At 59.8% G+C, this 13,359-nt stretch carries 13 protein-coding genes and 1 pseudogene; 10 read left to right on the forward strand and 4 right to left on the reverse strand.

What is annotated here, in order from left to right; genetic code table 11:
- Positions 1–69: 69 nt before the first annotated feature.
- Entirely contained in the window at positions 70–1,329 is a 1,260-nt protein-coding gene (locus AC1D35_RS02710; RefSeq protein WP_113309155.1) for an SAM-dependent methyltransferase, read from the forward strand.
- Here AC1D35_RS02710 and AC1D35_RS02715 read toward each other — a convergent pair whose 3' ends face one another.
- Both AC1D35_RS02715 and AC1D35_RS02720 read right to left on the reverse strand, forming a co-directional pair.
- Entirely contained in the window at positions 1,330–2,163 is an 834-nt protein-coding gene (locus AC1D35_RS02715) for an SDR family NAD(P)-dependent oxidoreductase (RefSeq protein WP_113297831.1), read from the reverse strand.
- A gap of 99 nt (positions 2,164–2,262) precedes the next feature.
- A complete protein-coding gene (locus AC1D35_RS02720) occupies positions 2,263–2,922 on the reverse strand; it encodes a ChrR family anti-sigma-E factor (RefSeq protein WP_477835519.1) in 660 nt (219 codons plus the stop codon).
- 211 nt (positions 2,923–3,133) lie between these two features.
- On the opposite strand from AC1D35_RS02720, the gene AC1D35_RS02725 reads away from it, so the two are divergent.
- The 5 genes from AC1D35_RS02725 to AC1D35_RS02745 all read left to right on the forward strand — a co-directional run bounded on the left by AC1D35_RS02725 (position 3,134) and on the right by AC1D35_RS02745 (position 7,015).
- Positions 3,134–4,174 carry a cysteine synthase A gene (locus AC1D35_RS02725; protein WP_113297832.1) on the forward strand — a complete coding sequence of 347 codons (1,041 nt, stop codon included), beginning with the start codon at positions 3,134–3,136 and terminating at the stop codon, positions 4,172–4,174.
- A gap of 6 nt (positions 4,175–4,180) precedes the next feature.
- On the forward strand, positions 4,181–4,918 hold the full coding sequence (locus tag AC1D35_RS02730; protein WP_113309156.1) for an alanyl-tRNA editing protein: 738 nt from the start codon (positions 4,181–4,183) through the stop codon (positions 4,916–4,918).
- Between the two features lie 44 nt (positions 4,919–4,962).
- Positions 4,963–5,832 carry a 3-mercaptopyruvate sulfurtransferase gene (gene sseA / locus AC1D35_RS02735; protein WP_113309157.1) on the forward strand — a complete coding sequence of 290 codons (870 nt, stop codon included), beginning with the start codon at positions 4,963–4,965 and terminating at the stop codon, positions 5,830–5,832.
- 5 nt (positions 5,833–5,837) lie between these two features.
- Positions 5,838–6,398, forward strand: coding sequence for a GNAT family N-acetyltransferase (locus AC1D35_RS02740; protein ID WP_113297835.1), 561 nt, complete (start codon positions 5,838–5,840; stop codon positions 6,396–6,398).
- A gap of 107 nt (positions 6,399–6,505) precedes the next feature.
- Positions 6,506–7,015 carry a DUF1203 domain-containing protein gene (locus AC1D35_RS02745; RefSeq protein WP_113309158.1) on the forward strand — a complete coding sequence of 170 codons (510 nt, stop codon included), beginning with the start codon at positions 6,506–6,508 and terminating at the stop codon, positions 7,013–7,015.
- 16 nt (positions 7,016–7,031) lie between these two features.
- Here AC1D35_RS02745 and ald read toward each other — a convergent pair whose 3' ends face one another.
- Positions 7,032–8,150, reverse strand: coding sequence for an alanine dehydrogenase (gene ald, locus AC1D35_RS02750; protein WP_113309159.1), 1,119 nt, complete (start codon positions 8,148–8,150; stop codon positions 7,032–7,034).
- 158 nt (positions 8,151–8,308) lie between these two features.
- On the opposite strand from ald, the gene AC1D35_RS02755 reads away from it, so the two are divergent.
- From AC1D35_RS02755 to AC1D35_RS02770, 4 genes and pseudogenes are all read left to right on the forward strand, one after another.
- A complete protein-coding gene (locus tag AC1D35_RS02755) occupies positions 8,309–8,770 on the forward strand; it encodes an Lrp/AsnC family transcriptional regulator (RefSeq protein WP_113297897.1) in 462 nt (153 codons plus the stop codon).
- Between the two features lie 69 nt (positions 8,771–8,839).
- A complete protein-coding gene (locus AC1D35_RS02760) occupies positions 8,840–9,721 on the forward strand; it encodes a DMT family transporter (protein ID WP_113309160.1) in 882 nt (293 codons plus the stop codon).
- Between the two features lie 87 nt (positions 9,722–9,808).
- Positions 9,809–10,123: pseudogene (locus AC1D35_RS02765) on the forward strand (PilZ domain-containing protein); the annotation flags it as partial.
- A gap of 144 nt (positions 10,124–10,267) precedes the next feature.
- Positions 10,268–12,256, forward strand: a complete 1,989-nt coding sequence (locus AC1D35_RS02770; protein ID WP_113309161.1) for a bifunctional 2',3'-cyclic-nucleotide 2'-phosphodiesterase/3'-nucleotidase — start codon at positions 10,268–10,270, stop codon at positions 12,254–12,256.
- A gap of 39 nt (positions 12,257–12,295) precedes the next feature.
- On the opposite strand, the gene AC1D35_RS02775 is transcribed toward AC1D35_RS02770, so the two are convergent.
- Positions 12,296–13,264, reverse strand: a complete 969-nt coding sequence (locus tag AC1D35_RS02775) for a LysR family transcriptional regulator (protein ID WP_113309162.1) — start codon at positions 13,262–13,264, stop codon at positions 12,296–12,298.
- Positions 13,265–13,359: the final 95 nt, after the last annotated feature.

Below are 13,359 nucleotides of genomic sequence, written 5' to 3' on the forward strand. Positions count from 1 at the left end.
CGCCTCAATCGCCGGAGGAGAGGCGCAGGCGTCGTCCCCAACCGGCCAGAAAATGCGGGAGGACGGACGATGAGCAAAGCGCAAGACTGGAACCAAACTGCCCGGGATGCCGTGACACTGACGGCAGAAAACATCTCGCGCATCGTCAAGGGCTTGCCCTTCAAGGCCAAGCTTGCGCTGCGAGGTCTGCTGCGCATGCAGCACGGTTCGCTTGCCGTCACACTGCCAGACGGGCGCAGGGTGCTGATCGAAGGCAGGAGCGCCGGGCCGAATGCCGCGCTGACACTGCGCAACTGGAACCTTGCCGGACGGGCACTGACAAGCGGCACGATCGGGCTTGCCGAAAGCTACATGGACGGCGACTGGGACAGCCCCGATATCACCGCTTTTCTCGAGCTTTTCCTCGTCAATGGCGATGCCGCGCATGGCTATTCCAATGGCAAACGTGGTGTTGGTCGTTTCGTGGAGCGCCTCCGGCACTGGATGAATGCCAATACGAAGACCGGTTCCAAACGCAATATTTCGGCCCACTACGACCTCGGCAACGACTTCTACAAGCAATGGCTCGATCCGAGCATGACCTATTCCTCGGCGCTCTATTCGACCGGCGCCAATGACCTGCAATCGGCGCAGAACGCGAAATACCGCTCGCTGGCGGAGGCGACCGGCATCCGCCCTGGTGATCATGTGCTTGAAATCGGCTGCGGCTGGGGCGGTTTTGCCGAGTTCGCGGCGAGCGAATTGAATTGCCGGGTGACGGGGCTGACCATCAGTCGCGAGCAGCTTGCCTTTGCGCAGGCGCGCATCAGCAAGGCAGGGCTCAGCGACAAGGTCGATTTCCGCTTCCAGGACTATCGCGACGAGACCGGGATCTATGACCGCATCGTCTCGATCGAGATGTTCGAGGCCGTCGGCGAGAAATATTGGCCGGCCTATTTCTCCAAGCTGAAACAGTGCCTGAAGCCAGGCGGAAAGGCGGGGCTGCAGATCATTACGATCCGTCCCGAAGCCTTCGAGCAATACCGCAGCAATCCGGACTTCATCCAGAAATACGTTTTCCCCGGCGGTATGCTGCCGACGCGTCATCACCTTGCCGAACTCGGCAGGAAGATGGACCTTTCACTGGTCAGGGACTTCGGCTTCGGCCTCGATTACGCCCGTACGCTGGCGGAATGGCGCGAGCGGTTCTGGTCCGTATGGCACAAGCTCCGGCCGATGGGTTTCGACGACCGGTTCAAGCGCCTCTGGGAATTCTATCTGTTCTATTGCGAGGCCGGCTTCCGCGCCCGCAATATCGATGTGCGGCAGGTGGTCTTTTCGCGCAGCTGATCACTCGGCCGGATGCGGCGTCGCCGGACGGTGACTGGCGTTGGCAGGTCGCTCGCCCCAGCCGGTGAAGCGGTTCACCAGTGCGAAATAGAGACCATAGGGCAATATCCGCAGGAACTTCAGCACATAGGTGAAGCGCCTCGGGAAAGTGATCTCGAAGGCCTGCGATTTGAGGCCCGTCGCAATCCGCTCGGCTGCCGTCTCAGGCGAAACGAGTGCCGGCATGGGAAAGCCATTCTTGCGCGTTGCCGGCGTATCGACGAAGCCCGGATTGATGAGTTGGATGCGGATGCCGATCTTGTCGAGATCGAATTTCAGGCTTTCGGCCATATTGATCAGCGCAGCTTTGGTCGCGCCGTACGCGGCGCTGGTCGGCAAGCCTGAGTAACCCGTCACCGAGGACACGATGGCGATCTGGCCCTGCCCTTTCGCCTTCATATGGCTGATCGCCGGCAGCAGGCAATTGACGACGCCTGACAGATTGACGGCAAAAGTCTTCTCAAAATCCGCTCGGTTCAGATCCTCGCCGTGAACGGGCTGATAGACACCCGCACACAGGATCGCCATGGCGAGCGCACCGTGCTCATATTCGATCGAGGCCATGACATGTTCCATGTCCTCGGCATCGGTCACATCGCCATCGAGCACGATGATGCTGCCAGGCAGTCCGGCTGCCTCGACCTGCAATTCCACCAGCTTTTCGTGATTGCGTGCCGTGGCTGCGACCTGGTATCCCTCGCCTGCAAGCTTCAGCGCCAGCGCCCGCCCTATTCCAGAGCTGGCACCGGAAATCCAGACGATACCATGTTCCGGGCGGGCAATGAAATTACGCATGACACTTCCTCCAGTCTGCCGATATGAACTCGAAAACAGGCCCGGAAGTTCCTCATCCTCTCCCGGGACAATGGCTCTATCACAGCATTGTGGCTGCTTTCAGCCGATGAGGTCGCCGAGGATCTGCCGGAAGGAGCCGGTAAGCTTGATCGGCCCATCAGAAACGGCAAAGGCGATGCAGGGCCGATCTTTTTCAGCGACGGGGCGATGGTCGACGGTCGCGTCAGCAACCGAGATATCTCCCGGCCCAAAACGGCCGCGCTCGTCGCGGAAAGCGCCATCGAGGATGAGGATCAGTTCCATGCCCGCATGCGTGTGGGCAGGCAGCGCGCGACCCGGCCGTATCCACATCAGGCTGACCTCGCAGCCGTCTATATCGGTCGCATATTCTTTAAAGCCTGGAAGACGCTTGCGCCACGGCACGTCATCGACTTCGAAACCGACGAGATTGCGCAAGGCCCGCGGGAAAAGGGCTCCCTGCGGACGCGACGGCAGCTTCGGAAGGGAAGCAGGAGCCTTCGAGCCGAAGATTGCCGCGAGCTTCGCGTCGCGTTCGCTGATCGGGCTTGCCGGGGCACTTTCCAGAGCCTCTCCCGCCAGTCGTTCGAGGTCGGCCACCAGACTTCGATTGTCCGGTTTCATTTCCAGATGGGATTCCACGAGTGCGCGGGCCGGCTCCGGAAGGGAGCCAGCAACAAAATGCGCCATCAATGCATCGATCGTGTCGATATGCTCGTGAACCATGTCGGATTCGGTCACGCCTTGTTCCTGCGCCCGTGCTTGCTTTGTCGTCATCCATACGCCGAAAGTCAATCTTCGGATCACTAACGGCCGGACGCACGGCGAAGGGCTGGAATTGGAAGACTAATTTTATCGCGGGCTCCAAAGGCATGGAATAGGATTTCTTGCCAATGCCGCCTTGTGAAGGGAAAAGACCGTTCCTAAACTATGCGTAAACGAGGCAGATTCCATGACCTTCCACCCCTCCGTAATCGAGGCTATCGGCAACACGCCCCTCATCAAGCTCAAGGGTGTTTCCGAGGCGACCGGCTGCACCATTCTCGGCAAGGCCGAATTTCTCAATCCCGGCCAATCGGTAAAGGACCGAGCGGCGCTCTATATCATTCGTGACGCTGAGAAAAAGGGCCTGCTCAAGCCCGGCGGCGTCATCGTCGAAGGCACGGCTGGCAATACCGGGATCGGCCTGACACTCGTTGCCAAGGCGCTCGGCTATCGTACCGTCATCGTCATTCCGGAAACGCAAAGCCAGGAAAAGAAGGATGCGCTGCGGCTGCTCGGTGCCGAGCTCGTGGAAGTTCCAGCCGTTCCCTACAAGAACCCGAACAATTACGTGAAGGTTTCGGGCCGCCTTGCTGAGCAACTTGCCAAGAGCGAGCCCAACGGCGCGATCTGGGCCAACCAGTTCGACAACGTGGCCAACCGGCAGGCACATATCGAAACGACGGCACCCGAGATCTGGAACGATACCGAGGGCAAGGTCGACGGCTTCATCTGCTCGGTCGGCTCGGGCGGTACGCTTGCCGGCGTAGCGGCAGGTCTCAAGGCCTTCAACAAGGACATCAAGATCGGCATTGCCGATCCCGAGGGTGCCGCGCTCTACGAATTCTACGCGAACGGCACGTTGAAGTCCGAGGGCTCGTCGATCACGGAAGGCATCGGCCAGGGGCGCATCACCGCCAACCTCGAAGGTTTCACGCCCGATTTCTCCTATCACGTCACCGATGCCGAGTCGCTGCCCTACCTCTTCGATCTCGTCCAGAATGAGGGGCTTTGCCTTGGCGGCTCGACGGCGATCAACATTGCCGGCGCGGTGCGTCTTGCGAAGGATCTCGGCCCCGGCCACACGGTCGTGACAATCCTCTGCGACTATGGCAATCGCTATCAGTCCAAGCTCTTCAATCCGGATTTCCTTTCATCCAAGAGCCTTCCCATTCCCGGATGGATGGTCGGCTCGACGGATATCAAGATACCCTACGAACCCGCAGCGTGAGCCTCCATGCCAGTCAATGCCCTCTACCGTGACGACTTCTATCTCTCCACATGCGAAGCGGTCGTCACGGCCGTTCACGAGGACGGGGGCATTGAACTGGACCAGACCTGCTTTTACGCCACATCGGGAGGGCAGCCGGGTGATACCGGTTTCTTCGAACGGGCTGACGGTTCGAAGATAGAGCTTGGGCAAGCCAAACACGGTGCGAGCAAGGACATTATCCTCCATGTGCCGCTCGAGGGGCAACCGCGCGCCGAGATTGGCGAGAAGCTGGTGCTGCATATCGACTGGCCGCGCCGCTACAAGCTGATGCGAATGCATACGGCCTGCCATCTTCTCTCGGTCGTCTGCTCCTATCCGATCACGGGGGCAGCGGTCGGCGAGGATGAGAGCCGCGTCGATTTCGATATGACCGATACGATCGACAAGGACGAGGTGACGGCCAAGCTCATGGATCTCGTCAACCAGAATCATCCGGTCTATCTTCAGTGGATTACGGATGAGGAGCTTGCGGCCAATCCCGGCATCGTCAAATCGAAGAACGTGCGCCCCCCTGTTGGCCTCGGCCGCGTCAGCCTCGTCAGCATCGGCGAGAATTCGGCTGTTGACAGTCAGCCCTGCGGCGGCACGCATGTTTCGGAAACACAGGAAGTCGGCCAGATTCATATTGCCAAGATCGAGAAGAAGGGCAAAGAGAACCGGCGCTTCCGCATTCGCTTCGGCATGCCCGGCGACGAAGCCTGATAGACGATGCCTGCCATTTGGGCCTGATATTTGGGGAGATCATCATGAGTGACACCAAGAGCCGTTTCGTCGTCTCGGCCAACTGGCTGCAGGCTGAACTCGGTAAGTCCGACCTGCGCGTTCTCGACGCATCCTTCTATCTTCCGGCGCAGAAACGCGACGCCGATGCGGAATATGCCGCCGGCCATATTCCCGGCGCGATCCGTTTCGATCAGGACAAGATCGCTGACCATTCGACCAACCTGCCCCACACGATCCCCGCGCCCGATTATTTCGCCGCTCAGGTCGGTAAGCTCGGCATCAGTGAGAACGACCGCATCGTCGTCTATGACGGCATCGGCATGTTCGCCTCGCCGCGCGTCTGGTGGCTGTTCCGTGTGATGGGCGCAAAGAACGTCTTCGTGCTCGATGGGGGGCTGGATGGCTGGAAAGCCGAAGGCCGGCCACTCGAAACCGAGGTGCCGCACCATGCCCCGGCGACATTCAAGACAAATTACGATGCCAGCCGCGTCGTTCATCTCGAGCAGATGCGCGATATCGTAGCCAGCAGCGCCCTACAGATTGCCGATGCCCGCAGCGCCGGGCGTTTCGCCGCCGCAGAGCCCGAACCCCGCGCTGGCATGCGCTCCGGCCATATGCCCGGCGCGCGCAGCCTGCCTTCAGGCGTCTTCGCCAACCAGGGCCGCTTCAAATCGCTGCCGGAATTGAAGCAGACGATCGAAGATGGCGGCATCGACCTTACCAAGCCGGTCGTCACTTCCTGCGGTTCGGGCATTACGGCCGCGATCATCACACTGGCGCTGGAATCGCTCGGCCATACCGACAACAAGCTCTATGACGGCTCCTGGAGCGAATGGGGTAGCCGTGAGGACACGCCCGTCGTCACCGGCCCGCCTGAACCGGTCAAAGCCTGACCGCCATGGGAAAGACGCCCGCCTCGCTCAAGGCCCATATTACGCGGCTTGAAATGGTCGCTCCGCCGAAGGCAAGCCTGCCTGTGCCCGTCAACATCCAGACGGCAATCATGCGCGCGCCAGAAATTCCCCTGGCCTTCTATCGCTATCTTTACCGGCAGGTCGGTGCGCGCTGGCAGTGGGTCGAACGTCTCAGGATGAGCGACGAGGAACTGACCGCGGTGCTGCATGACAAGCGCAACAATATCAGCGTGCTGTACGTCAACGGTGCGCCGGCCGGCTTCTTCGAGTATCTCTGCGAGGACGAGGATACGATCGAGCTCTGCCATTTCGGGCTCTTCGAACATGCGCTCGGCCTCGGTATCGGCAAATGGTTCCTGCTCCAGGCGCTCTACGCCATCTGGACGCTGAACCCGAAGAAGGTCACCACGACCACCAATAATCTCGACCATCCGCGCGCATTGCAGCTCTACCAGATGTTCGGTTTCTCTCCGGTCTCTACCGGCACCGGGATCGTCAGACCGTTGAGCGACAAGGAATTGCTGGAAATAGCCAGAAAAAGCTGACTGCGTTTGCAGGTGCAAACTACCCTTTGCCGGTCCGAAGCAAGAATCGGGTGGCTTGGGCAACCGTCAGCGCAGACACTATGGCAAAGCTCACAAGGAGATTTGCCATGACCAGCATTCAGTTTTCCGCCATGCCGACAGCAGATGCCGAAGCGCTCTGGAGCGGCAGCCATGACGCCTATGACCGTTCACCGGAAATGCTGGTTTCCGACGGCGATGGTTATCCCTGCCGGCACTGCCTGAAAAATATCGGTGCCGGCGAGGAACTCTTCGTCTTCGCCTATCGGCCCTTTCCGGAACTGCAGCCCTATGCCGAGACCGGACCGATCTTCCTGCACAAGCAGCCCTGCAAGCGCTATTCCGCCGACGAGGTTCTGCCTCCGGTGCTGACCACGAGCCCGGATTTCATTGTCCGCGGCTATGGCGAGAACGACAGGATTGTTTACGGCACCGGCGCGGTGACGCCGATCGAGAAAATTCCCGGCTATGCGGCCGAATTGCTCGCGCGGCCCGGCATCGCCTATGTGCATGTACGCTCGGCCCGCAACAATTGCTATCAGTGCCGGATCGACAAAGTAAAAGCGCCGGCCCTTGCGGAATCCGGCGCCCTCGATTGACCTAAAGTCAGTTAGTTTACGCTACGTTCAGCGCGCTTTCCGGGGCAACGGCTTCGTAGCCCAGGGCCTCGGCAACCGGCTTGTTGGTGATACGACCCTTATGAACGTTCAACCCGTTGCGCAGATGCTTGTCCTCGGCAATGGCGCGCAGGCCACGATCGGCAAGCGCCAGGCCGTGGACGAGCGTCGCGTTGTTCAGCGCATGGGCTGACGTGACGGGAACGGCGCCCGGCATGTTGGCGACGCAATAATGCACGACGTCGTCGACGACATAGGTCGGGTCGGAATGCGTCGTGGCGTGCGAAGTTTCAAAGCAGCCACCCTGGTCGATAGCGACGTCGACGATGACGGAACCCTTCTTCATTCCCGAGAGCATTTCACGGGTGACGAGCTTCGGCGCGGCTGCACCGGGGATCAGCACGGCGCCGATGACGAGATCGGCGGAGAAGACTTCTTCTTCCAGCGCCTGGATGCTGGAATAGCGCGTATGGATACGGCCGTTGAAAATATCGTCGAGCTGGCGCAGGCGCGGCAGTGACTTGTCAAGAATGCTGACATCGGCGCCGAGACCGGCAGCCATCTTGGCCGCATGCAGGCCGACGACGCCGCCGCCGATGATGGCGACCTTCGCCGGCAGAACACCGGGCACGCCGCCGAGCAGGATGCCGAGGCCGCCATTGGCCTTCTGCAGCGCCGTGGCGCCTGCCTGGATCGACAGACGGCCGGCAACTTCGGACATTGGCGCCAGCAAAGGCAGGCCGCCACGCTCGTCTGTCACCGTCTCATAGGCAATGGCGGTAACGCCAGATGCCAACAGACCCTTGGTCTGTTCCGGATCGGGCGCGAGATGCAGGTAGGTGTAAAGAAGCTGACCGTCGCGGAGCTGCGCCCATTCCGAAGGCTGGGGCTCCTTGACCTTGACGACCATGTCGCACTTTTCGAAGATATTCTTGGCAGAGGCGGCGATCTTCGCGCCAGCGGCCGCATAGGCAGCATCGTCGGCACCGATGCCGGCACCTGCCTTGGTTTCGACCCAGACCTCGTGGCCGTGGGCGACATATTCTCTCACTGAAGCCGGCGTCAGACCGACGCGATATTCATGGTTCTTGATTTCCTTCGGGCAGCCGACACGCATTCGCGTTCCTCTCATTTTATGTCCGCGTTGCGCGGAACGTTCTCTCGCTCCTGAATCCAAGCACCACAGCCACGAAATGTCCTTGCAAAGAGGATTTGCGCGAAAGCAAAGTTTCGAAGATTATTGCGTCATCCATTCATTTTTCGAAGGTTCTTCGAATGTCTGACCTCGATAATATCGATCTTGCGATTTTGAGGGCGTTGCAGATCAATGCCCGCATCACCAATGCCGAGCTTGCAGACAAGGTGGGACTGTCGCCTTCGGCCTGTTCGCGGCGGCTCGACATTCTTGAAAAGAGCGGTGTCATCGGCGGCTACCACGCCCGACTTTCGCATAAAGCGCTCGACTACAAGATGATCGCCATTGTGCATATCTCGCTATCCGGCCAGTTCGCCAAGACGCTGTCGGAATTCGAGGCGGCGGTGAAGCGCTGTCCGAACGTGCTCGTCTGCTATCTGATGTCCGGTGAATACGACTATATCCTGCGGGTCGCTGCCCGCGATCTGGAAGACTACGAGCGCATCCATCGCGACTGGCTTTCAGCGCTGCCGCATGTGGTGAAGATCAATTCGAGCTTTGCGCTGCGCGAAATCATCGACAGGCCGAATGTCGGTCTCTGAGCCCTTGCAAAGCAACTGAAATCCTGCCCTAGCTAGCGCTGCGGGCATCTCCCGTTTCAACGGCAAGACATGAAATCCAAGACGCACGGTTATATCTTCCTGCTTCTCGCGCTCACGATCTTCTCAGCGCAGGACGCAATCTCGAAGCATCTTGGTTCGATCTATTCGCCCATCTTCGTGACAATGGTCCGCTATTGGGCTTTCGGCCTGTTCACCGTGGTTCTGGCGGCAAGGATGCGCGGCGGTATCGGCGCCACCGCCCGGACGAAGCATCCCTTTCTTCAGTTCTCACGCGGGGTTCTGCTGGCCACGCAGGTGGTGCTGGCAATCACCTGCTTTGCGCTGATCGGCCTTGCGCATTCGCAGGCGATCTTTGCCGCCACTCCCATCATTGTCGCACTGCTTGCCATACCACTCCTTGGCGAGCGGGTCGGCTGGCGCCGCTGGACTGCGATCGGTGTCGGGCTTCTCGGAGTGCTGTTGATCCTTAAGCCGGAAGGCGGATTCTTCGACGTGAATCTGCTTGTTGCGGTCATTTCCTGCTTCAACTTCGCGCTCTATGTGATCGCCACGCGTTACGTGAGCCGGCAGGATTCGGCGATGACGAGCTTTTTCTATACGGGTGTCGTCGGAGCCGCCGTCATGACGCTTGCCGGGCCCTTCTATTGGACGCCGGTATACGGATGGGATTGGATATGGATGCTCGCCGTCTGCCTGACCGGCACGTCGAGCCATTACTTCCTGATCCGCGCCTATGACGCGCTCGATGCGGCAGCAGTTCAGCCGCTCACCTATATCCAACTCGTCTATGCCTCCATCCTCGGAGTGCTCATCTATGGGGAAACACTGACGCTGAACATGATCGTCGGTTCGCTCATCGTGGTCGCAGCGGGTATCTTCACCGTCTGGCGCGAACATGTGGTGGCGCGGCGGGCGGGCGTGCCGAATTGAGACTTTCGCAACAATTTTAGGTAAGCCCCTAAAGGCATTTCAATCTTCGAAGCGTATGTTTTGCCCGAATTCTTCACGGGGACAAGCATGACACGCAATCTCAAGATCTCGGCCCGCAAGACCGACCGCAAGAACTGCCGCGTCTTCGGCAAGATCCGTTATCTGAACAGCCAAGTGGATGCCCGCATCCTCGATCTTTCCACCACGGGTGCAGCACTCGAGGTCAAGGCGCCGCTTTATGCAGCCTCGGGCAGCAAGGTGCGCATCGAAGCTGACGATCTCGGCATGCTGGAAGGCGTCGTGCGCTGGAAACACAATGGCCGCGTCGGCATCCAGTTCGACGTGAATTCCAATGCCCGCGCGCTCGTTGCCTCCTATTTCCGCTTCTTCCACCGCGAAGTGCCACGCGTTCGGTAACGCTTTCCGAGACGATGCCGCTTCCTTGGCATCGTCTTTGCCGTTCTGTCATTTTCACGATGTACTCCTTGGCCAATCATCCTAAGTTCATCGAACCGGGTGGTGCATGATGTCAAAAGGAGTGTTTCCATGTCTTCCATTTTCGATGTGCCTTCGATGAGCCGCCGTTCGCTGCTCGGCGGTCTTGCCGCCACTTCTGCCCTGGTGCTGCTGCACCCATTCAGCGCCCGTGCCGCCTCCAACCAGGCACATCTGCGGCTCATGGAAACGACCGACATTCACGTCAATGTCTTCCCCTACGATTATTACGCCGACAAGCCGAACGACACGATGGGCCTGTCGCGCACGGCAGCGATCGTCGACAATATCCGTGCAGAAGCCGCCAACTCGCTACTGATCGACAATGGCGACGTGCTGCAGGGCAATCCGATGGGCGACTACATGGCCTATCAGCATGGCATGAAGGACGGCGACGTCCATCCGGTGATCAAGGCGATGAACACGCTCGGCTATACGGTCGGTACGCTCGGGAATCACGAGTTCAACTACGGCCTCGACTTCATGTTCAAGGTACTGTCAGGCGCGAACTTCCCCTTCGTCTGCGCCAACCTGACCAAGGGCCAGCTCGCCTCGGACCCGAAGCAGGACGAACTCTTCTTTAAGCCCTACATCATCGTCGAAAAGCAGATCAAGGATGGCGCCGGCAATGAAAGCCCTGTTAAAATCGGCTTCATCGGCTTCGTACCGCCGCAGATCATGCTGTGGGACATCAAAAACCTGGAAGGCAAGGCCCAGACGCGCGATATCGTCCAGGCCGCGAGGGCCTGGGTCCCAGCCATGAAGGAAGCCGGCGCCGATATCGTCATCGCGCTTTCCCATTCCGGCATTGACGGTTCCGCCCCCTCCGAAAAGATGGAAAATGCCTCGCTGCATCTTGCTGCCGTCGAGGGCATCGATGCGATCTTCACCGGTCACCAGCATCTTGTCTTCCCCGGTCCGAAGACCTGGGATGGCATTGGTAACGCCGATCCGGTCAAGGGCACGCTGCATGGCAAGCCCGCCGTCATGGCCGGCTTCTGGGGCTCGCATCTCGGCCTGATCGACCTTCTGCTGGAGAAGGACGGCAACAGTTGGAAGATCGTCGCCTTCACCTCCGAAGCACGGCCGATCTACCATCGCGACGACAAGAAGAAGGTCGTTGCCGATGTCGCCGACAAGAAGGAAGTCGTGGAGGCCGCCAAGACTGAGCATGAGGCAACGCTTGCCTATGTCCGCACACCTGTCGGCAAGACCTCCGCGCCGCTCTATTCCTACTTCGCGCTGGTCGCCGACGACCCGTCCGTGCAGATCGTTTCACAGGCACAGACCTGGTACATCAAGCAGATGCTGGCCGATACGCAGTTCAAGGATCTGCCGGTTCTTTCGGCCGCAGCGCCCTTCAAGGCCGGCGGTCGCGGCGGTGCCGACTACTATACGGACGTCCCGGCTGGCGATATCGCCATCAAGAATGTCGCCGATCTCTACCTCTATCCGAATACGGTTCAGGCCGTCGCCATCACCGGTGCGCAGGTGAAGAACTGGCTGGAAATGTCAGCCGGCATGTTCAACCACATCGAGCCCGGCTCAAAGGACGCGCTTCTGCTCAACAACGACTTCCCGTCCTACAATTTCGACGTCATCGACGGTGTGACCTATCAGATCGACCTGTCGCAGCCGCCGAAATATGATTCGTCGGGCAAGGCCGTCAATCCGGACTCCAACCGAATCCAGAACCTCGCCTTCGAGGGCAAGCCGATCGATCCGGCGCAGAAGTTCGTCGTCGTTTCCAACAACTACCGTGCAGGCGGCGGCGGCAGCTTCCCGGAAATCGCCTCCGATAAGGTGATCTTCCAGGCCCCGGATACCAACCGTGACGTCATCGTCCGCTTTGTCCATGATCAGGGTACGATCAACCCTTCCGCCGACGGCAACTGGACGTTCAAGCCCCTGCCCGGCACGACCGTCGTGTTCGAAAGCGGCCCGAAGGCCAAGCAGTACCTCGCCGACGTCAAGAGCGTGAAGATCGAAGATGCAGGCGAAGGCGCCGAGGGCTTCGCGAAGTTCAGGCTGGTCCTTTAGGCGAAGATATCGAGGAAGGCGCGGCGCCCGCGCCTTCCTTCATTCGGCCGCGAGCGGCATACTAGGTTCACGTAATTCTGCAATCTGAGCGTGTAAATCGGCTTGGCTCGGGCAGGCGGAAAGCCTCGTACGGAACGCGTCGATCATCCAGGTGGCGGCGGGTCCGGGCGGGTTGGCGGGCCGGCGCATCGAATAGATCGGATATTCCCCCTGTTCGTAGGCATCCAGATCGAGATGGACGAGCGCACCGCTCAGGAGATCGTCATGGATCAGGGACGCCGGAAGACCACCCCAGCCAAGGCCGGCCTTGATGAGCTGGTGCTTCGTCGCAATATCGCTGACGCGCCATGTCTTGTAGGATAGAACGTTGAAATCGCGCCCCTTCGTCAGGCCCGACGCATCGGTGACGACGAGCTGCACTTCCTCGCGCACGTCACCGAGCGTGAGCGGCCGGTCGGCTCGGGCAAGCGGGTGGCTCTGCGCGGCAACGGGCATCATGAAGGAATGACCGATCCGCTCCGTGACGATCGAATCGTCCTGCTTCAGGACTGCGCCACCGATCCCGATCGTCGCCTTGCCGCTCAGGACGAGATCCATGACCATTCCGAGTTCACCGACGTTGAGGCTCAACGAAACGGACGGAAACACCTCGCGGAATTCACGCAGCACGTCCACCATGGCACGTGAAGGCACCATGACGCTGATGGCTACGGAAACCTCCGCTTCGAGCCCTTCTCTCAGGCTCTTGACGCGCGCCCGCATGACCTGCAGGTCGCCCAGGATGCGCCGCGCATCCTCCAGCATCGCCCTGCCCGCTTCCGTCAGCTTCGGCTGGCGCGCACCGGAACGCTCGAAAAGCGGCACCTCGAGCTGTGCCTCCAGATTGGCGATCGTATAGCTGACGACCGATTGCGCACGGTTCAGTGCGCGCGAAGCGGCCGAGAAGCTGCCGGTTTCGGCAACGGTCAAAAACACCTGCAATTGGTCCAAGGTCGGGTTCGGAAGCATCTTCCATCCATTCCATCGATAATTTTGATCTACATTATCCCAGTTTTTTCGATAATCGGCCAGCCCTATTTCTTCTCTCGACGCAGCGGACTGCC

The organism is Rhizobium sp. P1_E6 (assembly GCF_056405875.1).

What these genes read in the sequence shown, in the direction of transcription:
- ald (WP_113309159.1), bottom strand. Translation starts at nt 8,150, where the DNA reads ATGCGTGTCGGCTGCCCGAAGGAAATCAAGAACCATGAATATCGCGTC.
- AC1D35_RS02745 (WP_113309158.1), top strand. Translation starts at nt 6,506, where the DNA reads ATGACCAGCATTCAGTTTTCCGCCATGCCGACAGCAGATGCCGAAGCG.
- AC1D35_RS02770 (WP_113309161.1), top strand. Translation starts at nt 10,268, where the DNA reads ATGTCTTCCATTTTCGATGTGCCTTCGATGAGCCGCCGTTCGCTGCTC.
- AC1D35_RS02710 (WP_113309155.1), top strand. Translation starts at nt 70, where the DNA reads ATGAGCAAAGCGCAAGACTGGAACCAAACTGCCCGGGATGCCGTGACA.
- AC1D35_RS02755 (WP_113297897.1), top strand. Translation starts at nt 8,309, where the DNA reads ATGTCTGACCTCGATAATATCGATCTTGCGATTTTGAGGGCGTTGCAG.
- AC1D35_RS02760 (WP_113309160.1), top strand. Translation starts at nt 8,840, where the DNA reads ATGAAATCCAAGACGCACGGTTATATCTTCCTGCTTCTCGCGCTCACG.
- AC1D35_RS02740 (WP_113297835.1), top strand. Translation starts at nt 5,838, where the DNA reads ATGGGAAAGACGCCCGCCTCGCTCAAGGCCCATATTACGCGGCTTGAA.
- AC1D35_RS02725 (WP_113297832.1), top strand. Translation starts at nt 3,134, where the DNA reads ATGACCTTCCACCCCTCCGTAATCGAGGCTATCGGCAACACGCCCCTC.
- AC1D35_RS02715 (WP_113297831.1), bottom strand. Translation starts at nt 2,163, where the DNA reads ATGCGTAATTTCATTGCCCGCCCGGAACATGGTATCGTCTGGATTTCC.
- sseA (WP_113309157.1), top strand. Translation starts at nt 4,963, where the DNA reads ATGAGTGACACCAAGAGCCGTTTCGTCGTCTCGGCCAACTGGCTGCAG.
- AC1D35_RS02730 (WP_113309156.1), top strand. Translation starts at nt 4,181, where the DNA reads ATGCCAGTCAATGCCCTCTACCGTGACGACTTCTATCTCTCCACATGC.
- AC1D35_RS02775 (WP_113309162.1), bottom strand. Translation starts at nt 13,264, where the DNA reads ATGCTTCCGAACCCGACCTTGGACCAATTGCAGGTGTTTTTGACCGTT.